Raw genomic sequence first — 20,588 nt, 5'->3', positions numbered from 1 at the left:
CGCCTTGGCGGGGCTTTTCATGGCGCTCCGGCGGCGCGTTCAGCCGCGGAACGCGCGCCCCTGCACCACCATCATCGACGCGCTGAGGCGGGCGATTTCCGTGTGCACGCCCTGGCCGTCTTCGGCCATGGCGGTGGCCTCGGTAAAGATGATGGTGCGGCCCGGTTTGACCACCTGACCGGTGATGTGGAACCGCACCCCCGCGGCGGGCCGCAGAAGCGAGGATTTCAGTTCAACCGTCAGCACCGCCGCATCCTCGGGCATCAGCGTATAGGCGGCAAAGCCGGCGGCCGTGTCGAGCACCGAGGTGATCGCGCCGGCATGCATAAACCCGTGCTGTTGGGTCAGATCGGGGTTGAAGGGCAGCGTCAGGCGCACCTGCCCCGGTGCCACATCGGCGATCTGCGCCCCAAGCGTGGTCATCATCGCTTGCCTGGCAAAACTCGCGCGGGCGCGTGTCGCGTAATCGCCATGGGTCTTAAACGTCATTGCCGATCCTTTCCAAAATCGCGGCGTGGTTCAGCCCGGCCACCGCGCCGGTCACCCGGCCATGCCGACCGGCCACGCGGGTGGCGACATAACCGTCAGCCACCGCGCCCGGCGACTGCCGGATCAGGACCGAGGCGGTCAAAAGCACGGCCAACCGTTCGGCAAACCAGCGCGCCTGATCTTCGGCCGGCAGGCCGGGCCAGCGGGTTTGGTGGTCGTGCAGGGCGGTGTCGTAGTGGCGGTCGGCGCCTTTGGCTGCCTCAAGTTCGCCTTGCAAGGCATTGGCAGCAATGGGATCTTTGGCCAAGGTCCGCAGGATATCCAGACAGATCACATTGCCCGAACCCTCCCAGATCGAGTTCAGCGGCGCTTCGCGATAGAGCATCGGCAGGGGCGTGTCTTCGACATATCCCATACCCCCCAATACCTCCATGCATTCATAGGTGAAATTGGGGGCCAGCTTGTTGTTCAGGAACTTGGCCAATGCCACGGAAATCCGCGCAAAGCCGGCCTGGTTGGGGTCGTCAAATGCGGCGGCTACCCGCATGCCCAAGGCCGTTGCCCCCTCCCAATCCAGCACAAGGTCCGCCAACACGGCGCGCATCAGCGGGGCATCGATAAGGTTGCGCTGAAAGGCACGGCGATGGGTGGCCCAATAGTGCGCATGACACAGGGCGGCGCGCATCAACCCGGCAGGCGCCACCGCCGTGTCCAGCCGTGTGTGGTGCACCATCCGAATGATGGTGCGCACACCGTCACCCTCGTCGCCGATGCGTTCTGCAAAGGCGTTTTGGTACTCTATCTCGGCGGACCCGTTGGACCGGTTGCCCAATTTGTCCTTCAGACGCATCAAGTGGATGGCATTGCGTCCGTCTTCCAACCATCGCGGCACAAGGAAACAGGTCAGCCCCCCAGGTGCTTGAGCAAGGGTCAGGAAACCGTCCGACATTGGGGCCGAGCAAAACCACTTGTGCCCGGTCAGGCGATAGCCTTCGCCGTCGGGCACCGCCAGTGTGCTGTTTGCCCGGACATCCGATCCCCCCTGTTTCTCGGTCATGGCCATTCCCAACGTTGCGGCGCGTTTTTGGCCAATGGGAAGGATGCGGGGATCATAGTCAGGGGCGGTTACGCGGCTCCTCCAAACAGGAACGTCGTTCAGAACCGGGGCCGCGGCATATGTCATGGTCATCGGGCAGCAAATGCCGGGTTCTACCTGGCTGAACAGATACACCATCGCCGCATGAGACAAATGGCTGCCGCCGGTCCACGGCGCGACTGCATAACCGGCCTGCAAGCCGAGCGTCATCAGGTCGTGATACGCCGGGTGAAACCGCACTTCGTCCAGACGCCGCCCTGCGGCATCAAACAGAACCAGTTCAGGCGGATGGCGCTGTGCTTCGCGGGCGGTTTGCCGCCAACGCGCCTGTCCAAGCGTGCGTGCCAAACTGTTGACCGACACGCGATCAACAGCGGCCAGATGGGACTGCAATACCGGATCCGATTGCAAAAGATCGATATCCCCGCGAACCGGTGGTTGGTTTTCAACCTGATGCGTGGGCAGATCACTGCGTGGTTCTGACATGTCTGACCCCTCCTCCACATGCAATTAGAGCACGTCCCCGCTGTTTTTTCTGCGAAATTCTGCATTGTAGGGATTCACAGGCGAATCAAAATATGCCACTGTGTTTGCACCCGCCCACCAAAGAGGCGGACAGAGGCGAGAAAATGAGCGGTTCTCAGAAACGACCCAGGTTTGGTGTTTTGGTGTATTTTTGTCTGGCGTTCCTGCTGGGCATCTATTTCACCTTTGCCGCTGTGCAGGGCGACTATGGACTGTTTCGCCGCATTCAGGCCGAGGCACAGATACGCACCCTGGAGGTGGAGCGCGATCACTTGCAGGCGCAGCTGGCCGTGATGTCGAACAAGACACGTCGCCTGTCGGATGATTTTCTTGATCTTGATCTTCTGGATCAGCAAGCGCGCGAGGTTCTTGGCCTGTTGCGCGCCGATGAAATTGTGATCCGCTAATTCCTGTTAAATTGAGTGCCTTGCGGCACAAGATATATCTCACTTCACCGCCTTTGGGCGGCTTGCTCGGGTTTGGCGCGTGGGGCTGCCGGATTTCTGGGTGCAAAGCGATTGCGGCTTTGCTAGGGTTTGTTTAATATTAAACAATCACGTCATTCCGGGGGAGGCCGACGCATGGCAGCGCGCAAAAGCACACGCAAGCCAAACACGTCCAAAGACGAACTTCTGCATTATTACCGCGAGATGCTTTTGATCCGCCGGTTCGAAGAAAAAGCCGGCCAGCTTTATGGCATGGGTCTGATCGGCGGGTTTTGTCACCTGTATATCGGGCAAGAGGCCGTGGTGGTCGGGCTTGAAGCTGCTGCGAAAGACGGCGACAGCCGCGTGACATCCTATCGCGATCACGGCCACATGTTGGCTTGTGGCATGGATCCCGGCGGCGTGATGGCCGAGCTGACGGGCCGCGAGGGCGGATTGTCCAAGGGCAAGGGCGGCTCGATGCATATGTTCTCGAAAGAGAAGGATTTTTACGGCGGTCACGGCATTGTTGCCGCCCAGGTACCGATTGGTGCGGGGCTGGCCTTTGCGGCGAAATACCGGGGCAGCGACAATGTCTGCTTTACCTATTTCGGCGACGGCGCGGCCAACCAGGGCCAGGTTTACGAGACCTATAACATGGCGCGCCTGTGGGACCTGCCGGTAGTTTTTGTCATTGAAAACAATCAATACGCCATGGGCACCTCGGTGCAGCGGTCAACCAAATCGCCCAGCCTTTGGGAACGCGGCGTGGCCTATGGCATTCCGGGTGAAGAGGTTGACGGTATGGATGTGCTGGCGGTTAAGGCGGCCGGTGACAAGGCCGTGGCGCACTGCCGCGCGGGCAAGGGGCCCTATATCCTGGAGGTAAAGACTTATCGGTATCGCGGCCACTCCATGTCGGACCCGGCCAAGTACCGTACCCGCGAAGAGGTGCAGAAGATGCGCGAGGAACGCGACGCCATCGAACATGTGCGCGAGCTGCTGATCTCGGGCAAACATGCCTCCGATGACGATCTCAAAGCCATCGACAAAGAGATCAAATCGGTGGTGAACGCCGCGGCCGATTTCGCCAAGGAAAGCCCCGAACCGGCGCTTTCCGAGCTTTACACCGACATCTACGCGTAAGGGAGGTCAGACCATGGCAACCGAACTGCTTATGCCCGCCCTGTCGCCCACGATGGAGGAAGGCACGCTGGCCAAATGGCTGGTCAAGGAAGGCGACCCGATCAATTCGGGCGACGTGATCGCAGAGATTGAAACCGACAAGGCGACGATGGAGTTTGAGGCCGTGGATGAGGGCATCCTGGGCCGCATCCTGATCGCCGAGGGCACCGAAGGGGTGACCGTCAACACCCCCATCGCGGTGATCGTGGAAGAGGGTGAAGACGCGTCAACCATCCCAGAGGCCGCAAGTGCCGACGCGGTCGCCGAGGTGTCCCCGCAAGGGGCCGCCGAGGCGCCCGCCCCCGCTGCTCCCGTCGCACCCGCCAACCTCGAGCCCGACTACCCCGCCGGCACCGAAATGCGCGCCACGACCGTGCGCGAGGCCCTGCGCGACGCCATGGCCGAAGAAATGCGCGCCGACGAAGATGTCTATCTGATGGGCGAGGAAGTCGCTGAATACCAAGGCGCCTATAAGATCAGCCAGGGCCTGCTGGACGAATTCGGCGCCCGCCGCGTGATCGACACCCCCATCACCGAGCACGGCTTTGCCGGCATCGCCGTGGGGGCGGCCTTTGGCGGCCTGAAACCCATCGTCGAGTTCATGACCTTCAACTTCGCCATGCAGGCAATGGATCAGATCATCAACTCGGCCGCCAAAACCCTGTATATGTCGGGTGGCCAGATGGGCGCACCCATGGTCTTTCGCGGCCCCAATGGCGCCGCGGCCCGCGTGGCCGCCCAGCACAGCCAGGACTACGCCGCCTGGTACGCCCATATACCCGGCCTCAAGGTCGCCATGCCCTATTCGGCCGCTGACGCCAAAGGCCTGCTGAAAACGGCCATCCGCGACCCCAACCCGGTGATTTTCCTGGAAAACGAAATCCTCTATGGCCGCAGCTTCGAGGTGCCGGTGATGGATGATTTCACCATCCCCTTTGGCAAGGCCCGCATCTGGCGCGAAGGTTCCGACGTCACCATCGTAAGCTTCGGCATCGGCATGCACTACGCGCTGGAAGCCGCCGACAAGCTGGCCGCCGACGGTATCTCGGCCGAGGTAATCGATCTGCGCACCCTGCGCCCCATCGACTACGCCACCCTGATCGCAAGCGTGCAAAAAACCAACCGCTGCGTGACGGTCGAAGAAGGCTTTCCCGTCGGCGCCATTGGCAACCACCTTTCGGCCTATATCATGGAAAACGCGTTCGATTATCTCGATGCACCGGTGATCAACTGCACCGGCAAAGACGTGCCCATGCCCTATGCGGCCAACCTCGAAAAACTGGCGCTGACCACCACGGATGAGGTGATCGCGGCGGTGAAAAAAGTAACCTATCGGTAAGGAGCGCGCGACATGCCAACCCAGATTCTGATGCCCGCGCTGTCCCCCACGATGGAAGAAGGCACGCTGGCCAAATGGCTGGTCAAAGAAGGGGATGAGGTCGCCTCAGGCGACCTTCTGGCCGAGATCGAGACCGACAAGGCCACCATGGAATTCGAAGCCGTCGACGATGGCAAGATCGGCAAGATCCTTGTCGCCGAAGGCACCGAAGGGGTCACCGTGAACACCCCTATCGCGGTGCTGCTCGACGATGGCGAAACCGCCGGCGACATCACGGCCCTTGCGCAACCCGCACCCGAGGCCCCAAAGGCCGACGCGGCCGCCGAGGTGTCCCCGCTAGGGGCCGCCGAGACGGCCGCCCCCCCCGCGCCAACAGCCGCTGGCGGCGCGCGCGTCTTTGCCACCCCGCTGGCCCGGCGCATCGCCGCCGACAAGGGGCTGGACCTTGCCACCATCAAAGGCTCCGGCCCCCATGGGCGCATCATCAAGGCCGATGTGGAACACGCCACCGCCGCCCCGAAACCGGCCCCAATCGCGGCCAAAACCCCCGACCCCGCCCCGGCGGGCCCAACCGCCGATGCCATCGCCAAGATGTACGAGGGCCGCGCCTACGAAGACATCCCGCTCGACGGCATGCGCAAAACCATCGCCGCTCGCCTGACCGAGGCCAAGCAGACCATCCCGCATTTCTACCTGCGGCGCGACATCACTCTTGATGCGCTGCTGGCCTTCCGGTCGCAGCTGAACAAGCAACTGGAACCGCGCGGCGTGAAACTGTCGGTGAATGATTTCATCATCAAAGCCTGCGCGCTGGCGCTGCAATCGGTGCCCGCCGCCAACGCGGTCTGGGCCGGTGACCGGGTGCTGCAGATGCGCGCCTCGGACGTGGCAGTGGCCGTCGCCATCGAGGGCGGCCTCTTCACCCCCGTCCTGCAAGACGCTGAAATGAAATCGCTTTCCGCGCTGTCGGCCGAGATGAAAGACCTCGCCGCCCGCGCCCGCGACCGCAAGCTTGCGCCGCATGAATACCAGGGCGGCAGCTTCGCGATCTCGAACCTGGGCATGTTCGGCATCGACAATTTCGATGCGGTGATCAACCCGCCGCACGGTGCTATCCTGGCCGTTGGCGCGGGCGTCAAGAAACCGGTGGTCAATGCCGATGGCGACCTGGCCGTGGCGACAGTCATGTCGGTGACGCTCAGCGTCGATCACCGGGTCATCGACGGCGCTTTGGGGGCTGAACTTCTGTCAGCCATCAAGGACAATCTGGAAAACCCGATGGTTATGCTGGCCTAAATTTCCGCAAAGACAAAAACGCCCCCGACGCGGTGCAGCGTCGGGGGCGTTTTTAGTGACGTCAATCTTTTGAACCGATTACCTGATCCATGGAGACCGCTGGCTGATCGCAACCCGCTTCGCCCACAATCCGGGCTGGCACGCCTGCAACGGTTTTCATCGGAGGCACTTCGTTCAACACAACCGACCCTGCTGCAATCCGGCTGCAATGGCCGACCTTGATGTTGCCCAGAACCTTGGCGCCGGCCCCGATCAACACCCCATCGCCGATCTTGGGGTGGCGGTCACCCTCTTCCTTGCCAGTCCCGCCCAGCGTCACCGATTGCAGGATGGAGACATTGTCGCCCACCACCGCCGTGCCACCGATCACAATGGAATGGGCGTGGTCGATCATGATCCCCTTGCCGATCCGCGCGCCGGGGTGAATGTCGACGCCAAACACTTCCGAGATCCGCATCTGCACGAAATAGGCCAGATCAAACCGTTCTTCCCGCCACAGCCAATGCGCCACGCGGTAGGCCTGAATGGCCTGAAACCCTTTGAAATATAGCAAGGCCTGCAAATACCGGTGGCAGGCCGGGTCGCGATCCATCACCGCCGTCAGGTCGGCGCGCGCGTCATTGGCCAATGTCGGATCTTCGCGATGCGCTTCATCAGCAATCTCGCGCAGCATTTGCTCGGGCATTTCCGGCGAGGCCAGCTTCATCGAAATACGGAATGTCAGCGCCGCCGACAGCGAGTCATGGTGCAGAACAGTTGAATGCACCAATCCACCCAAAAGCGGCTCATGCGCAATTGCTTCGCGCGCCTCCTGCCGCAAACGGTCCCAAACAGGATCAACGCTTTTGACCTTAGGTTGGACTTCCGCCATGCCCTATCCTCCACAATCTTCTTGAGGATAGTACAAAGGCTCTGTGCGACGCAAATTCAAGTCAAAACCGACCCTTGGCGGAATCACGCCAGAGATTGTGACCGTAGTGACAAGCCTGAAACCATGTCAAACACCATGGCAAGGCACCGGCAATAGTCGGTGTCATCCAGCGGTGGCTCGCTGCCTTTAACGTCCCGCAAGACCACCCCCATCAGCGACCCGTTGCCCCACAACGGGTGTGGACGGCCGGTTTGTTTGCGGTGTGTGTCGGCGGCATCGGCCAACGCTATAACCTGCAACATCCGGGTCCGGCGCGCGGCGGCGGGCAAGCCGCGCAGCAACCGCGCCACCGCAACCACGTCACCATGCAGAACGGGCCGCATGGGCTTAGAGTGCCGGCAGTTCGAACTGCGCCATGTGCACCGCGATCCGCACCGTTCCGCCTGCAAAGTCGCCACCTGTGGCAGTCAGATCAATTGGCAGGCTTGAATAGCTGGTCAGCGGGCTGCCCAGAACACCCCGCGCAAATGACCCCTGCCCCAGCCCCAGACCGCTGCCGAACCTATCCGCCGAACCGTCCATGCCAAGCTGCCAGGACGTCAACGTTCCGGTTATCGTCTGCGTCACGCGCGCGGTCACCGCAAACACCATTGAATGTGAGGGCACCAAGAAGCTGCTGGCATTTGTTGTCCCGGCGGTGATCGTGTGATCGAACTCTTCCACCTTCCAAACCGTTGCCGTTCCGTTCACCGACGTTGCCAAGGCACCGGCTTGCCATGTCGCTCCGTCAAAGACCAACTCGGACGCTGCCGCCACGTCCCATGCGCGCCAGCCGCTTTTGGGCGCCACAAACAGCCAGCCACCGTTCGATGCAATGGCCAGGTTTCCCGCCTGTCCGGCCCATGCGTTTACCGCTCCGCCGGGAACCTCATAGGTTTCGCCATCGTCGGCCGTTGCCGGGGGATTGGTCAGCGTCCGGTCGATCAGGCGCAGTTGTACCATGCCGTCCAGACGGCTCAGGGCCTCGTTCACGGTGACATGTTTTTGTGCCTGCGACGCCTCCACCAAAGGCAGATCCAGTTGCGTAGTGTTAGCCATCGATATCGATCCTTTTGAAAAGCCCCGGGCCGAAACTGTCGGAAAGTTGTGCCACCTCAATGGCATAAGGGGCGGTCACCCCATCCGCCGCGATCATTGCAGCGGTATAGTTAAAGAGCGGTTGGAGCACCGACTGCGTGCGCACGACCTGATCTGCACCATTGCGCACCCGCAGCTGGTAGGCTTCGGTCGCCTCGCCCAAGGGCACGTCGAATCCTGCCCAACTGTCGCCATCCACCCGCGTGCGTCGGATCCAGCTGAGCGATTTACCTCCTGCCCCGTCACTAGTCGCCCGCAGATGCGCGGGCGCGTAAGGGCGCAGCCCGATACCATCAAATGCTTCAACCGTGTGAACATAAGACGGGTCGTCGAAAGGACGCCCCGCAGGTCCAATGCGATAGTTTCGCGCCAGTCCGCGTTCGCTTAGCAATAGATTGATCTGCTGTGGCACCCCGTTCAGCAACACAACCGTGCTGCCCGCGGGCCAGACATCGGGCATTACGCCATCCGTGCCCGCCTGTCCGCGCAGTCGCAAGCTGACTTCGTAAGTGTCATCTCCAACCATCGTTACTTCGGCGAATTGGAAGACTTCCCAATTGTTGGCCGAGCCATCCCCGATTGCCATTGCATTTGCACCGTTTAGTACAGCGTCCTGGCTGACCGGCTTAAGCGTGCCACCGTAAACCCGCATCCGCAGCGGTTGCCCCCGGTCCCACAAGCCGGGCGTGGCGCGGAACAAGGGGGTTTCAGTCGTCCCAATGACCGAGGTCTGCGCCACGGTCGTGTTCAGCGTGTATCCGCTGTCTTGCGGCGCGCTCAGCACCGAAACCGTACCGGGCCATGGGGTCGCCGTCACCGCAATATGCGGGGCGTGGGGCACCTCTTGCCCGGTCAGCAACGGCAGGTCCAAGAACTGCGGAAACACCGGCACCGGTGCCACAAAAGGCTTCAGACTGATCGCGCCTTCAACCGCATCGGCAGGCACGTAAACCTCGGGTTCGATCCGCACGGCTTCCACATCGCGTGTCGTGCTATGCGCGACGCGGTCGAGGCGGTAGAGCAACGTCTCATCGCCGTCCTGTACTTCGACCACGTCCCCGGCGCCTACGTTCAGCCGCGATATAGGCAGCGCGAACCGTGCCCTGTCCCGCGCCACCCGAGATTCCGCCAGCCAACGCTCCGAGATCACCCGCCCCTCGGCTTGTGTCAGCACAAGCGGCAAATCCGAAACCGTCACCAACCGGCTTTCCTCATCCGGAAAAATAGCCTCAACAGTACGGCCTTCGAAATCGGCGTCCGCTTCGACAAAATTCACCCGGACACGGCCTGCCGTTTCCGCCTGTGGGCTGCGTGAAAGCTCCAGATCGGGATCGTTGCCACCAGCAGCGACCAACAAGGGCGGCTGAACCGTAGCATCCACTTTCCCATCCCGGTTGGCGAAGATCATCTTGCCGTCGCGCTCGACAGCATCGAACCCATAAGCCAGCATCAGCGGCTGCAATGCCGCCCTTGCACCGTTGATATCCTCCAGAGCATAGCCGCGGACAACACCAAAAAGCGCGCTCACATCCACATCCGAAACGCCAGATGCGGCGCAAATACTCTCAACCACCGCTGCCAAGGACTGTCCCGTTGCCCGCCCGTTCAACCAGTGCCCGCGAGCATAATTCTCGCCATCGCTCCAAAGCGCTGTATTTGCGGGAAAGTACGGATAGGGCCGCGTGTCCCAAGCCCACACATGCGCGTGCGACATGTCAATCATTGCCGCGCCGGTCAGTTCCGAGACGGGATTGTTTGCGGGATCATTCCAATACTGATTCATCGCACGCAGGTATTGCGCTTGGATGGTGTCGTCGCGTGCCCCGGTGGAATAATGCGGGAGCGAGCTTTCCGAGGATTTGGGATCCAGAAACTTGTTGGGCTGATTGGTCCCTTTCTCGATCGCTGCGCAGCCATATTCGGTGAACCAAACTGGCTTCGACTGAGGAACCCAAGCGGTGGGCGTCGGCTGCCTGGACCCTGCAACGCGATCGTGGTGCGGGTTTCTCCACCAATTCCGGATATCCTTGTAGCGAAACACCCAGGGCTCATCATGTGCCTCATCCGTAATGGGTGTGCGCCGCTGCGCATCGCGCGCCTGGATCGAGTCGTAGTACCAGTCGTACCCTTCACCGCCCTCGATATTGCCTTTCAGGTACTGAAGATTGTGGATCGCTCCGGCATCAGCATCGGCGTGCTTGAACCCGTCCCGCCAATCGGACAAAGGCATATAATTGTCTATACCTATGACATCGATATTCTCGTCCGCCCAAAGCGGATCCAAGTGGAAATACACATCACCCGAGCCATCTTGGGGATGGTATCCAAAGTACTCGGACCAGTCAGCGGCATAGGTGATCTTGGTGCTTTGCCCCAAGATGTCCCGCACATCCGCCGCCAATTGGATCAGCGCCTCAACCGCGGGGAAGCTGCCCCCTGTGCCGCGAATCTGCGTCATTCCCCGCATTTCCGACCCAATGCAAAACGCGTCAACGCCACCCGCCATCGCGCAGAGATTGGCATAGTGCAGGATGAAGCGCCGATAAGACCATTCGGCCGGTCCCGTGTAAATCACCGTGGAACCAGCCTGCGTGAAATCGCTGGGTTGTGCTGCACCCATGAAATCGGCAACGGCGTCAGCCGCCGCCTGCGTGCCGTCTGGCGAACCGGCGACACCGGGCGCCTTCTCCGAAGTGATGCGCCCGCGCCAAGGCAACACAGCCTGACCAACGCCGACCGAATAGGGATCCGGAAGTGTATTGTCCTCTAACTGTTCCATCAGGATGAACGGATAAAAGACCACGTCTTTGCCGCGCTCCCGCAACGTCGAGATTGCGTCAATCATGGCCGCATCGTTTGGCGTGCCCCCATAGACCGGTTTGTCATCGACACGCGGGATTACCCCGGCCGTGGCACGGGTTTCACCCGAAACAATCCAGGGCGTCACTTCGCCATAAGTCTCGTTTTGTTCAACCTTGGGCCGCAGCGTGCAATTCCCAATTCGAAGGTCATCCCCAAACCAGCAAGACACCAGCAACGCCGAACCACAGTTCGGCAAATCACCTTCCAGATTGTCCAGGGATGTCAGAAAGTCTGTCTTGCCCGACGGGCTGTTTACATTGGCCGACTGGTTAACACCGATGCCGGCGCCATAATGCTCGGGCTGTGTCGCAAGCGCATATTCACCCGTGCCGGGGATCAGGGCCACGGCCTCGATCATCTCTGCCACGTTTTCCGAGTTCGGATCGCGACCAGACACCGGCCGGATCACCTCGAACGAAAATTGGGGAACACGGTTGCCGAATTTCCCCAAGGGCAAATCTTCGATCACGACATACGCCAAACCACGATAGGCCGGTACGTTACCGGTGCCTTCAATTGCCTCCATCCTGGGATCAGGAAGCTGGTCCTGCGACCCGTTATAGACCGAGATGTTCAGCCCATCGCGTCCAACTTCCAAACCGTCTGCCCAGATCCGCCCTACACGTGAAATCTCACCTTCACAAAGGGCCACCGCCAAACTGACCGAATAGCTGAACTCCGTCACTTCCGGCGCACCCTTGCCCAGATCGGTGGTGCTGGAACTTTCGAGGAAACGCGAGCTCCAGATCACTTGACCGGACACGCGCACCCGTCCCATGACCTGCCCGATAGGCCGGCCCTCGCTGGCACCAGTTAATCGAAACTGGTCGACCCGGCCCGTTTCCACCGCTTGCGAGCCGGTGCCAAGCAGTTTCTGGTCGATCACCCGGCCCAGCGTGGCGCCGATCGCCCGGCCAATGACCGCGCTGGACACGCCCAGCACCGACCCACCAATCGCCGAGCCCGCCGCTGCCCCCACAGCCGAAAGAATTAGCGTTGCCATCAGACCCTCCTGTCGGGAAATTCAAACCGCGCGACGATCCGCCGCCGCCACGGCAGGCTCAGCGCGCTTTCCACCACGCCATGCCCGAAATACGCGTGCACGAACCGACCCTCGGGGCCGGTCTCGGTCTGCACACCCACATGTTTCGCAATCCCCGCCTCGCGCATCCGCATCAGGATCACGTCGCCGGGCGCGGCATCGTCCAACGGTTTGGCGCGCAGATGACGCGCCAGACCGTCCCACAGAAACTCCTGCCCGCTGGCCTCGCTCCAATCGGGCGAATAGGGCGGCAGGATCTCGGGCACGGTGCCATAGAACTCGTGCCACAACCCGCAGATCAGGCCCAGGCAATCCGCGCCCGCGCCCCGCGCCGCCGCGCGATGGCGATAGGGCGTGCCCACCCATCCGCGCGCCGCGGCCGCGATATCCGTCGGGCTCGGCATCACTGCAAGCTGCCCCCGTCATTGGGCCCACCCGACACCGGATAGCTGATCAGCCAGTCTTCACCCGGAATGTGAGGAAATCCCTGGAAGTTGATGAAATTGTTGAACTTCACCTTGCAGGTTTCGGCACGCTTGTCGCACCCGGCCTCCAGCCGGATCGTGTCGCCAACCGCCACGCCAACCTTCAGCGCCTCCCACAGTTCGATCCGCCGCTGGCCGTCCACGGTGCGGTCATTCTTGATCACACCGATCACCCCCGCACCGTCGCCGGTCAGCACGCGCAGACGCCCGGCCTCGAACCAGCGTTCTTCGAAACTGGGTTGGGCGGTGAACAAAAACACGCGGCCATCCTCAGAGCTTTCCACAGGTATTTCAGCAGCATAACCGGCAGTGTTAAGATTAAACTTGCACCGGCCATCCCCCAGAACCGCCGGGCAAGGGCGCTGATACGCCTTGCCCTGCGCCTGGTTCAGCGCCTCGGCCAACCCGCGCAGTTCGGCCTGAAAGGCCCCACCGCCCCGGGTGATCTCGCCCAGCGTGCCGGTGAACAGTTTCAGCCGGTCTTCCACATTCGACCAGTTCACCAACCACGCCTCGACCACCGCATCATCATAGCGCCCGGCCAGAATGTCGGCCTCGGTCACCGCATCCGAGGTCAGCGCGCCCACAGCTTCGGAATTGTCCACCGACAGGCCGGTGGTTTGGCTAAGCGCCCGCGCCGTCAGGCCGGTTTCGGCGTTAAACGTGATCCCACCGAACTGAACTGCGCCGTCATGATCGGTGAACCCCAAAACCACGCCATCGGTCCGCCGCACCGCCCAGGCGCGGCACAACGTGGTTGCACCGCTGTCCAGATGCGTTTGAAATTGCTGAGAAATCGCCATCAGACCCGCACCTCGACAATCGGCACGCGCGGCACGTCTCCGGCCCGGAAGGACGCAACCGAGGTCTGAATCGTGTCAGTGTCAAACCGCACCGGCACGTCAAACTCGAACCCCGCGGTCACTTCGGCGCCTTCCTCGGGCGCGTCGGGCAAGGTCACGACGCCGGTTTCCAGATCAACGGTGAAATGGATGCTCTCGCGCTGCTCGTCATTGGCCACACCGATCCGCACGGTCGAAAACACCGGCTTGGTGATCGGTCGCGTATAGGTCACATCGCCCGAGCTGTAATCCTTGGTCAGCTGAAAGGTGTTTGTCTCACCATCGCCGATGCCAATGATCTGATCGTCAAACGAGATATCTGCGTTCGGGCGGCAGGATTTGTAATCGGACCAGTCTTTCCAGCGAAACCCGAACAGCTGCCCGCGCCGCGCCTCGAAAAACGCCACCAGCGCGTCGATGTCATCCAACGAGCGCATGCCAACGCCCGCGTCGTAGCGGCGGCGCGCATGTTCCCACGGCGTATTGCGCTCTTCGAACCCATTGGCCAGGGTCACGATCTCGGTCCGCCGTTCCGGGCCACCGACCGACCCAAAGCTGAGCGTTGGCGGAAAGCGTATTTCGTGGAAATTCATGGCGTTACCCTCAGTTGTTACGCTGGCCGCGGCTCAACGCGCGGCTCAAGTCATTGGCGATCTGGCTTTGGCTGCGGCGGAACCCCTGCACGTCGGGGGTTGAGATATTCATGGTCACGTGCACCGCGCGTCCACCCCCGTGGCTCTGCACGCCCAGCCGACCATCGGCACCACGGGTCAGCGGCATGATCGCCTCGGGGCCTGCTTCGCCCATCAGGCCCGTGCCGCCGCGCATCGGAAACATCGTGGGCCCCGACACCACGCCGCCATTGGCAAAGGGCATCACGCGGCCTTGGGTGAACGGCGCACCCTTGGCAAACGGCACGCCAACCCCCACCAGAGCCTCGATCCCTTGGGTCAGGAACCCGCCCACCGCGTTCTGCACCGGGGTGATCGCGGCGTTATAGGCCGCGTCCACCACCGATTGCCCCACCTGGCGCAGCGCGTCCGACAGGCGCAACCCGTCAAAGACCAACCCGTCAAAGGCCGACCGCAACCCGCGCCCCACCGCGCGCGACAGCTTGCCCACCTCGGCACTGGTCAGCGTGGCGCTCTCGCGCATCCGCACCAGTTCGCGGTCAAACGTGCCCATAACGGCGCTGGTCTGGCCGATGCTCTGTTGCAACGCGTCGACCTGATCTTCGAAACTGTCCAGTTCTTCCATGCGTCACATCTCCTGCGGTGTGTCGGGGTAAGCGCGGGCCAGCTCGTCCAGCCTCGCGCGGTTCAAAGGGGGCGGGCCCGAGCCATGCCCCAGCATCATCAGCAATTCGGCCGGCGTCAGCGCCCAGAACTCGGCCGGGCGCAGATGCAGCCCGGTCAGCCCGGCCCGCATCAGGGCCGGCCAGTCAAACCGGCTCATCGCCCATGCCCGGTACGGTGAAAGCCCGCGCCAGCAGCGCCGCGGCCACCCGCGCCGCCTCAACCGGGCCGCCGGCGATCTCGGCCATAGCCAGATCCGCCGCGCTGCCCTGCCAGCCGCCGCCGCGCAGCCCCGCCAGTAGCAACGCCAGCACATCGCGGGTGCCATAGCCGCCGCCCTCGAACCGTTCGATTAGGCTGACCAGAGTGTCGGCCTTCAGCGCGGTTTCAAGCTCGGCCAGCGCGCCCAGCGTCAGCTTCAGCACGTGGCGCTGCCCGTCCAGGCTCAGCGCCACTTCACCGGCATAGGGATTCACCATCAGGCTGCCGTAAACGTCATTGCGCCGGCCGAGGCCATCGACAGCTCGTACGATGCCTCGCCATTATGGCTGCCAGCATATTCGATGGCGGTGATCTGGAACGCGCCTTCGACGGTGCCGAAATCCGGGATGATCACCTGGAAATTCGGGGTCTCGCCGTCGAAAAAGATTTGCCGCGCGCGTTCGTCGGTATTGGCATCCTTAAAGATCCCCGAACCGCTCATGCCTGCCGATTTCACGCCTGCACCGGCCAGCAACTCGCGCCACCCGCCCTGGCTTTCCAGGCTGGTCACATCGACCTGCTCGGCGTTGAAGGTGATGCGCGTTGCGCGCAAACCGGCGATGGTTTCGAACTGCCCGCTGCCGGTCATGTCCAGTTTGATCAGAAGGTCCTTGCCGCTTTGGGCCACCATGTCCGTTCTCCGTGTTTTGCGCGTGGGCTGCCCCTTGCGCGGGTCTCAATCAGCGCTGCGCCCGGCATCACGCCGGAGGCAGGGTTCAGGTGTCGTCGATCATTGCGCGAAAGCTCAGGTCGATCCGGCGGCTTTGGCCCGACTGCACCCGCCGGGCGCGGGCCCGATCAAAGCGCAGGAATACCAACGTGCCGCGCGTCAGTGTCAGGCTGGCATCCACCAACGCATCAGACACAGCCGCGGACACCGCCTTGGCACGCGCAAAGCCCGCACCGTTTTCGACGACACTGATCGTGAAAACATGCAAAGCTCCACCGCCCGTGGCATCGGACCTGTCGCGTACATCTTCGGGTCCGATCGAGACGTAGAGCTCGGGCAGCGTACCGCCCGGCACCGCGTCATAAATCGCGCCCGAAACCAGCGCGTCCAAAGGCGCGTCCGCAACAAGGTGCTGATACACGGCGGCCTGCAAAGCCGCGGCGCTGCCATAACTCATGGCGAGACCTCCTCTTCCGCGAAACATGTCAAAAAGCGCGCCAAAGGGTCGGCCTCGGTCACCGCCAGCACCGCAAACTCGCGAGTGCCATCGCGAAACCGCTGCCCCGCTTTGGGCCGGGACGGGGCACCAACCGGCGCGCCATGCACGGTGATCCGGTAAGGCACGCGCGAAACAGATGTCACCGGCCCACTGGTTTCACGTCCTGTCCCGGGTTTCATTTCGGCCCACAGCGTGCCCAGCACCACCCAGGTCTCGGTAAACCCGCCGGCCCCGTCGGCCACGCGCTGCGGGTCCAGCAGTTGCAGCTGCCGGGTCAGGTTGGGCGCCGTCTTCATGCCGGCGCCCCGCCCAGAATGCGCACCGTGCGCCACGGTTCCAGCAAAGCTTGCACGCCGAAGGGCATGCTCGCCTCGTCGGGGCCCGTGGCCGCGCGGTGTTCGTGGTAATGCGCGGCCAGCAGCATCACCGCCTGCGCCATATCGGCCGGCATCTCGGCCCAGGTGGCCCCGAATCCAGCGTCAAACACGACCTCGGCCCGCCCTCCGATAGGGATCAGCGGCAGGTTCGCACCCGCAGATACCAGATGCGGGCGGTGTGTATCCGGCTCCAGCCCATAGGCGCTGGTGTCCACAGTTGCGATCATCCCATCGCGGTCGACCACGCGAAACGCCGTGATCGCGGCCACCGGGGCCACCGGCATTGCCTGCCGGCACCCGTCGCGCCATGCGGTGATCGTCCAGGACACGCTGCGGGTCAGCAGCGCCTTACCCGTCCGCCCTTCGACGGCGGCCATTGCGGCGCGCAGCAGCGCCTCAAGCAACGCATCCTGCGCCCCGTCATCGGCAAACCCGGTGCCCAGCCGCATGTGATCCTTGAATTCAGCAACCGGCAGTGCCGTTGCCGGCACGGTGGTCTGCTCGATCAGCATCATGTAACCTTCTCCAATTCGGCCCCCGGATCTGATTGACGGCGCGCGCCCCATGAATTGCTCGGACGGAGGGAAACAGCTGGACAACCCATGGTTCTCACCCGGCGCGCGCCGATGGCCGCCGCACACGCATCCGGCGCGGCGGGCATTCGGCTGTTGGCTTAGGAAACCGCGAATTTCAGCAGCTTGATCGCTGCGAAATCGCTGACGTCACCGCCCACGCGCTTGGTGGCATAGAACAGCACATGCGGCTTGGCCGAGAACGGATCGCGCAGCACGCGCAGGTCGGGGCGTTCGGCCACTGTGTAACCGGCGGCAAAGTCGCCAAACGCGATGGCGTCGGCACCGGTGCCAATATCGGGCATGTCCTCGGCGATCAGCACCGGATAGCCCAGCAGGCGTGCGGGCTCACCGGCCTGCAGACCATCGGTCCACAGGAAGCGGCCATCGGCGTCCTTCATCTTGCGCACCACACCGGCGGTTTTCGAGTTCATCACGAAGGTTGCGTTGGCGCGGTATTGCGCACCCAGCGAATAAACCAGGTCCAAAATTGCATCCGACGGGGCGGTCGCATCAAAATCGCCATCCGTACCGGTGGCGATGTAACCCAGGTTGCCCCAGCTCCAGCTGGCTTCGGCCACATTGGTGTGGTTCAGAATGCCGCGCGGCTTGTCGACACCGTCACCGTTGATGAAGGCATCCGCCTCGGCGCGCGAGAACTTGTCGGCGATGCGCGATGCCAGCCAACCTTCGATGTCAAAGGCGCTGTCATCCAGCAGTCGCTGGCTGGCCTTCGGCATGGCGCTCAGCTCGTGCAGCGGGATGGCAATGCGGTCGATGGTCGGCGTTGCGGTCTCGGTGATGGTCGAGGTTTCCGACGCCCAGCCCGAACCCACATCGGTGTGGTCGACCAGAACGTCGTACGACACGGCATCCACGGCCACAACCTGCGCAATCGAACGGATCGACGCGGTCGAGTTCAGCACCGATTTGATGGTGTCCGAGGTCTGCGGATCCACCAGGTAACCGCCATCGGCAGCCACGGCCGTCGACAGCGCTTTTTCTTCCATCTCCAGCCCGCGCAGACCGTCATCCTCGCCCGAACGCAGATAGGCGGCAAAGGCCTTCTTGTGGGGCACATCAGCCTCGGCAGCGGTGGCAAGGGCAGGACGCCCGGCAAAGTTCGATTTGCGATCAAGCATGGTAACGCGCTCTTCCTGTTGTTTCAGCTTCATGGTCACATTGTCCTGAAAGCCTTTGAAATCACTCACAAAGCTTGCCAGGGCAGATTTCAGCTCCGCCGCGGGGGTCTCGGCCGCGCCGGACTTGGTCTCGGTCTTCGTCATGTCTCAATCCTGTTTGAGAGAGGTCATCCGACCAGAGAGATCTCCGGCCATCGCGCGGCGGGCGCCCTCGAAGGCTTCCGCCATGTCACGCAGGATCAGGTCTGCCGGATCTTCCGACTTGGCCCCAACCCGCGCATCAGGAAGCATCGGAAAGGTCACAAGCGAGACCTCCCAAAGCTCCAGCTCGTTCAGCAGGCGGCGCCCGCTGGTATCTTTCTCGGCCTTCTTGGTGCGGTATCCGATCGACAGCCCGTCAATGGCACCCGCCTGGATCAGCGCCGCAGCCTCGGCCCCGCGCGCCACATCGGTCAGCAGCCGGCCTTTGACGTAAAGGCCGTGGGCGTCCTCGCGCACCTCGTCCCAAATGCCGATCGGTTGCGCCGGGTCGTGCTGCCACAGCATCTTCACGTTGCGTCCCTCGGCGGTCAGCTTGGTCAGCGAGGCCGCATAGGCCCCCTTCTGCACCACGTCGCCGCCCTGATCCGCCTTGCCAAAAAGCGAGGCATACCCTTCCACCAACGTGCCATCCGTCACGGTCAACACGCTGTCGGCGCTGCAAAACTTCGTTTCCAACCCGGTCAGGGCCGCTGTCTGAGTCATCGTCTGATCCCCTTTCACGGCGCCACCGACATCAGTGATGTCGCCCCTTGCGCCAAAATCACGGCCACCACGCCGTACACCGCCAACCAAAGGCGCTTTTCCACCCGTTCCTGGCTGGCTTCGATAAGTGACAGCCGGTGTTCCAGCGCCGACCAGCGTTCCTTGGCCACGCGCTCGTTGGCGTCGATGCGGGCATTGGCCACTTCGAACGGCGCATAAAGGAACTTGGACCCGCTGCGTTCCGGCTCGCTCATTCGTCCTCCGCCAGTTTCGGCAGACCCAGCAGCAAGCGTTTCTCGGCATCCGTCAGGAAATCGGCGTCGCCGATACGCTTCCACTGGGTTTCACGTTCGGCGGACAGCGCGGGCACCTGATCCAGATCGGGTTTCAGCACCACGCGCTCGCCGATGAACCCGCCCAGATACTCGGCCACCGTCGCCGCAACCCGTGCGGCCAGCGGCAGCACCGTCAGCCGGTAAAAGGCGCGGTTGGCCTCCTGATAATTCGAGTAAGTCGCGTCGCCGGGGATCCCCAACATCATCGGCGGCACGCCGAAGGCCGTGGCGATCTCGCGCGCGGCGGCTTCCTTGGTCTTCTGGAATTCCATATCCGAGGGCGAGAAGCCCATCTGCTTCCAGTCCAGCCCACCTTCCAGCAGCATCGGCCGGCCCGCATTGGCCGCGCCCATGTGATAGGTCGCCATCTCGTCCTGCAGGCGCTGGTATTGCTCTTCGCTCATCTGGCCCTGGCCGTCGACACCGCGGTAAACAATCGCGCCCGACGGTCGCGCCGCGTTGTCCAGCAGCGCCTTGGACCAGCGCGAGGCGGCATTGTGCACATCCACCGCCGTGGCCGCGGCCTGCATCGGGCTCAGACCATAATGGTCGTCCTGCGGGTGGAAGGATTTCAGGTGCAGGATCGGGGTAAAATCGCCGCGCATTTCGAATCGGTGCTTGCGGCCACCCACCGCGTATTCATAGGCCACCGGCCAGCCATCGGTGCCGGGAACAACGTTTATGCGGTCCGACCGCAGCACGTGCAACTCCAGCGGCATACCCTCTTCACCGCCACCCACGGCCTCCAGATAGCCATTGCCCGACAACAGGATCTGACCGTACAGCGCCTCGAACAGCTCGGCCCGGCCCTGCCCCGGATTGGGGTTGCGGATCAGTTCCAGCACCGGGTGCATGTCATAGCGACGCTCGGCATCCTGCAGCACCAGCGGCAGCGCTGCGGCGGCCTCGGCGATCAGCTTGACCGCGCGGAACCCAACCGGGTTGCCGGCAAAGCCGGACTTGGTCAGCGACACCGTATCGCGCGGCGACCACGCCACCCGACCCGCCCCGTGAAAGGCCACCACAGGGCCTGTCGCGCTCGCCTTTTTCTCAGGCGCCGCGGGGGCCGCGCGCCGAAACATGCTCAAAACCATGTTGC

The 20,588-nt window shown here is 62.7% G+C and carries 24 protein-coding genes; 4 read left to right on the top strand and 20 right to left on the bottom strand.

The annotated features are described in order from the left end of the window. Positions 1-39: 39 nt before the first annotated feature. Positions 40-489 (bottom strand): PaaI family thioesterase, encoded by a 450-nt coding sequence (locus ACMU_RS04905; protein ID WP_035256775.1) that lies wholly within the window; start codon positions 487-489, stop codon positions 40-42. Then, positions 479-2,071 (bottom strand): acyl-CoA dehydrogenase family protein, encoded by a 1,593-nt coding sequence (locus ACMU_RS04900; RefSeq protein ID WP_035256772.1) that lies wholly within the window; start codon positions 2,069-2,071, stop codon positions 479-481. The genes ACMU_RS04905 and ACMU_RS04900 overlap by 11 nt, the downstream gene beginning before the upstream one ends. 143 nt (positions 2,072-2,214) lie before the next feature. On the opposite strand from ACMU_RS04900, the gene ACMU_RS04895 reads away from it, so the two are divergent. The 4 genes from ACMU_RS04895 to ACMU_RS04880 all read left to right on the top strand — a co-directional run bounded on the left by ACMU_RS04895 (position 2,215) and on the right by ACMU_RS04880 (position 6,355). After that, complete coding sequence (locus ACMU_RS04895) at positions 2,215-2,517, top strand: FtsB family cell division protein (protein WP_035257517.1); 303 nt, start codon at positions 2,215-2,217, stop codon at positions 2,515-2,517. A 174-nt stretch (positions 2,518-2,691) separates the two neighbouring features. After that, a complete protein-coding gene (gene pdhA, locus ACMU_RS04890; protein WP_035256770.1) occupies positions 2,692-3,681 on the top strand; it encodes a pyruvate dehydrogenase (acetyl-transferring) E1 component subunit alpha in 990 nt (329 codons plus the stop codon). A gap of 13 nt (positions 3,682-3,694) precedes the next feature. Then, positions 3,695-5,059, top strand: coding sequence for a pyruvate dehydrogenase complex E1 component subunit beta (locus tag ACMU_RS04885; protein ID WP_035256767.1), 1,365 nt, complete (start codon positions 3,695-3,697; stop codon positions 5,057-5,059). 12 nt (positions 5,060-5,071) lie between these two features. Beyond that, positions 5,072-6,355, top strand: coding sequence for a pyruvate dehydrogenase complex dihydrolipoamide acetyltransferase (locus ACMU_RS04880; protein ID WP_035256764.1), 1,284 nt, complete (start codon positions 5,072-5,074; stop codon positions 6,353-6,355). A 61-nt stretch (positions 6,356-6,416) separates the two neighbouring features. On the opposite strand, the gene cysE is transcribed toward ACMU_RS04880, so the two are convergent. From cysE to ACMU_RS04790, 18 genes are all read right to left on the bottom strand, one after another. Then, the gene (gene cysE / locus ACMU_RS04875; protein ID WP_035256762.1) at positions 6,417-7,226 is read right to left on the bottom strand and encodes a serine O-acetyltransferase; all 810 of its coding nucleotides are present in this window, start codon (positions 7,224-7,226) and stop codon (positions 6,417-6,419) included. A gap of 83 nt (positions 7,227-7,309) precedes the next feature. Continuing rightward, positions 7,310-7,609, bottom strand: a complete 300-nt coding sequence (locus ACMU_RS04870) for a DUF7742 family protein (protein WP_051587987.1) — start codon at positions 7,607-7,609, stop codon at positions 7,310-7,312. 4 nt (positions 7,610-7,613) lie between these two features. Further along, complete coding sequence (locus ACMU_RS04865; RefSeq protein WP_035256759.1) at positions 7,614-8,324, bottom strand: DUF2793 domain-containing protein; 711 nt, start codon at positions 8,322-8,324, stop codon at positions 7,614-7,616. After that, positions 8,317-12,228 (bottom strand): baseplate multidomain protein megatron, encoded by a 3,912-nt coding sequence (locus ACMU_RS04860; protein ID WP_035256758.1) that lies wholly within the window; start codon positions 12,226-12,228, stop codon positions 8,317-8,319. The genes ACMU_RS04865 and ACMU_RS04860 overlap by 8 nt, the downstream gene beginning before the upstream one ends. Then, positions 12,228-12,671, bottom strand: a complete 444-nt coding sequence (locus tag ACMU_RS04855; protein WP_035256755.1) for an NlpC/P60 family protein — start codon at positions 12,669-12,671, stop codon at positions 12,228-12,230. Before ACMU_RS04855 ends, ACMU_RS04860 begins: the two co-directional genes overlap by 1 nt. Further along, positions 12,671-13,555 (bottom strand): DUF2163 domain-containing protein, encoded by an 885-nt coding sequence (locus tag ACMU_RS04850; RefSeq protein WP_035256753.1) that lies wholly within the window; start codon positions 13,553-13,555, stop codon positions 12,671-12,673. Before ACMU_RS04850 ends, ACMU_RS04855 begins: the two co-directional genes overlap by 1 nt. After that, positions 13,555-14,187 carry a DUF2460 domain-containing protein gene (locus ACMU_RS04845; RefSeq protein ID WP_035256751.1) on the bottom strand — a complete coding sequence of 211 codons (633 nt, stop codon included), beginning with the start codon at positions 14,185-14,187 and terminating at the stop codon, positions 13,555-13,557. The genes ACMU_RS04850 and ACMU_RS04845 overlap by 1 nt, the downstream gene beginning before the upstream one ends. A gap of 10 nt (positions 14,188-14,197) precedes the next feature. Further along, positions 14,198-14,851, bottom strand: coding sequence for a phage tail tape measure protein (locus ACMU_RS04840; protein WP_035256748.1), 654 nt, complete (start codon positions 14,849-14,851; stop codon positions 14,198-14,200). 3 nt (positions 14,852-14,854) lie between these two features. Then, complete coding sequence (locus ACMU_RS04835) at positions 14,855-15,049, bottom strand: rcc01693 family protein (protein ID WP_035256746.1); 195 nt, start codon at positions 15,047-15,049, stop codon at positions 14,855-14,857. Continuing rightward, positions 15,036-15,368: a gene transfer agent family protein gene (locus ACMU_RS04830; RefSeq protein ID WP_035256744.1), complete on the bottom strand. Its 333-nt coding sequence runs from the start codon at positions 15,366-15,368 to the stop codon at positions 15,036-15,038. The genes ACMU_RS04835 and ACMU_RS04830 overlap by 14 nt, the downstream gene beginning before the upstream one ends. Next, complete coding sequence (locus ACMU_RS04825; protein ID WP_035256742.1) at positions 15,368-15,781, bottom strand: phage major tail protein, TP901-1 family; 414 nt, start codon at positions 15,779-15,781, stop codon at positions 15,368-15,370. Before ACMU_RS04825 ends, ACMU_RS04830 begins: the two co-directional genes overlap by 1 nt. Positions 15,782-15,866: 85 nt before the next feature. Then, positions 15,867-16,277: a DUF3168 domain-containing protein gene (locus tag ACMU_RS04820; RefSeq protein ID WP_035256740.1), complete on the bottom strand. Its 411-nt coding sequence runs from the start codon at positions 16,275-16,277 to the stop codon at positions 15,867-15,869. Continuing rightward, positions 16,274-16,615, bottom strand: coding sequence for a head-tail adaptor protein (locus ACMU_RS04815; protein WP_035256738.1), 342 nt, complete (start codon positions 16,613-16,615; stop codon positions 16,274-16,276). The genes ACMU_RS04820 and ACMU_RS04815 overlap by 4 nt, the downstream gene beginning before the upstream one ends. Then, positions 16,612-17,211, bottom strand: a complete 600-nt coding sequence (locus ACMU_RS04810; protein ID WP_035256736.1) for a head-tail connector protein — start codon at positions 17,209-17,211, stop codon at positions 16,612-16,614. The genes ACMU_RS04815 and ACMU_RS04810 overlap by 4 nt, the downstream gene beginning before the upstream one ends. A gap of 158 nt (positions 17,212-17,369) precedes the next feature. After that, a complete protein-coding gene (locus ACMU_RS04805) occupies positions 17,370-18,554 on the bottom strand; it encodes a phage major capsid protein (RefSeq protein WP_035256734.1) in 1,185 nt (394 codons plus the stop codon). 3 nt (positions 18,555-18,557) lie between these two features. Beyond that, entirely contained in the window at positions 18,558-19,154 is a 597-nt protein-coding gene (locus tag ACMU_RS04800) for an HK97 family phage prohead protease (protein ID WP_035257512.1), read from the bottom strand. A 14-nt stretch (positions 19,155-19,168) separates the two neighbouring features. Beyond that, entirely contained in the window at positions 19,169-19,408 is a 240-nt protein-coding gene (locus ACMU_RS04795) for a GTA head formation protein, RCAP_rcc01685 family (protein WP_035256733.1), read from the bottom strand. Continuing rightward, positions 19,405-20,583, bottom strand: coding sequence for a phage portal protein (locus ACMU_RS04790; RefSeq protein ID WP_035256731.1), 1,179 nt, complete (start codon positions 20,581-20,583; stop codon positions 19,405-19,407). Before ACMU_RS04790 ends, ACMU_RS04795 begins: the two co-directional genes overlap by 4 nt. Positions 20,584-20,588: the final 5 nt, after the last annotated feature.

Source organism: Actibacterium mucosum KCTC 23349 (assembly GCF_000647975.1).
In the GTDB taxonomy this organism is placed as follows: Bacteria; Pseudomonadota; Alphaproteobacteria; order Rhodobacterales; family Rhodobacteraceae; genus Actibacterium; species Actibacterium mucosum.
The sequence above is the reverse complement of the archived record's forward strand: the minus strand, read 5'-3'. Positions and strand labels throughout refer to the sequence as shown.

Bases quoted from the DNA above. Each gene is read 5' to 3' on its own strand.
- ACMU_RS04905 (WP_035256775.1), bottom strand. From the start codon at position 489: ATGACGTTTAAGACCCATGGCGATTACGCGACACGCGCCCGCGCGAGT.
- ACMU_RS04900 (WP_035256772.1), bottom strand. From the start codon at position 2,071: ATGTCAGAACCACGCAGTGATCTGCCCACGCATCAGGTTGAAAACCAA.
- ACMU_RS04895 (WP_035257517.1), top strand. From the start codon at position 2,215: ATGAGCGGTTCTCAGAAACGACCCAGGTTTGGTGTTTTGGTGTATTTT.
- pdhA (WP_035256770.1), top strand. From the start codon at position 2,692: ATGGCAGCGCGCAAAAGCACACGCAAGCCAAACACGTCCAAAGACGAA.
- ACMU_RS04885 (WP_035256767.1), top strand. From the start codon at position 3,695: ATGGCAACCGAACTGCTTATGCCCGCCCTGTCGCCCACGATGGAGGAA.
- ACMU_RS04880 (WP_035256764.1), top strand. From the start codon at position 5,072: ATGCCAACCCAGATTCTGATGCCCGCGCTGTCCCCCACGATGGAAGAA.
- cysE (WP_035256762.1), bottom strand. From the start codon at position 7,226: ATGGCGGAAGTCCAACCTAAGGTCAAAAGCGTTGATCCTGTTTGGGAC.
- ACMU_RS04870 (WP_051587987.1), bottom strand. From the start codon at position 7,609: ATGCGGCCCGTTCTGCATGGTGACGTGGTTGCGGTGGCGCGGTTGCTG.
- ACMU_RS04865 (WP_035256759.1), bottom strand. From the start codon at position 8,324: ATGGCTAACACTACGCAACTGGATCTGCCTTTGGTGGAGGCGTCGCAG.
- ACMU_RS04860 (WP_035256758.1), bottom strand. From the start codon at position 12,228: ATGGCAACGCTAATTCTTTCGGCTGTGGGGGCAGCGGCGGGCTCGGCG.
- ACMU_RS04855 (WP_035256755.1), bottom strand. From the start codon at position 12,671: ATGCCGAGCCCGACGGATATCGCGGCCGCGGCGCGCGGATGGGTGGGC.
- ACMU_RS04850 (WP_035256753.1), bottom strand. From the start codon at position 13,555: ATGGCGATTTCTCAGCAATTTCAAACGCATCTGGACAGCGGTGCAACC.
- ACMU_RS04845 (WP_035256751.1), bottom strand. From the start codon at position 14,187: ATGAATTTCCACGAAATACGCTTTCCGCCAACGCTCAGCTTTGGGTCG.
- ACMU_RS04840 (WP_035256748.1), bottom strand. From the start codon at position 14,851: ATGGAAGAACTGGACAGTTTCGAAGATCAGGTCGACGCGTTGCAACAG.
- ACMU_RS04835 (WP_035256746.1), bottom strand. From the start codon at position 15,049: ATGAGCCGGTTTGACTGGCCGGCCCTGATGCGGGCCGGGCTGACCGGG.
- ACMU_RS04830 (WP_035256744.1), bottom strand. From the start codon at position 15,368: ATGGTGAATCCCTATGCCGGTGAAGTGGCGCTGAGCCTGGACGGGCAG.
- ACMU_RS04825 (WP_035256742.1), bottom strand. From the start codon at position 15,781: ATGGTGGCCCAAAGCGGCAAGGACCTTCTGATCAAACTGGACATGACC.
- ACMU_RS04820 (WP_035256740.1), bottom strand. From the start codon at position 16,277: ATGAGTTATGGCAGCGCCGCGGCTTTGCAGGCCGCCGTGTATCAGCAC.
- ACMU_RS04815 (WP_035256738.1), bottom strand. From the start codon at position 16,615: ATGAAGACGGCGCCCAACCTGACCCGGCAGCTGCAACTGCTGGACCCG.
- ACMU_RS04810 (WP_035256736.1), bottom strand. From the start codon at position 17,211: ATGATGCTGATCGAGCAGACCACCGTGCCGGCAACGGCACTGCCGGTT.
- ACMU_RS04805 (WP_035256734.1), bottom strand. From the start codon at position 18,554: ATGACGAAGACCGAGACCAAGTCCGGCGCGGCCGAGACCCCCGCGGCG.
- ACMU_RS04800 (WP_035257512.1), bottom strand. From the start codon at position 19,154: ATGACTCAGACAGCGGCCCTGACCGGGTTGGAAACGAAGTTTTGCAGC.
- ACMU_RS04795 (WP_035256733.1), bottom strand. From the start codon at position 19,408: ATGAGCGAGCCGGAACGCAGCGGGTCCAAGTTCCTTTATGCGCCGTTC.
- ACMU_RS04790 (WP_035256731.1), bottom strand. From the start codon at position 20,583: ATGGTTTTGAGCATGTTTCGGCGCGCGGCCCCCGCGGCGCCTGAGAAA.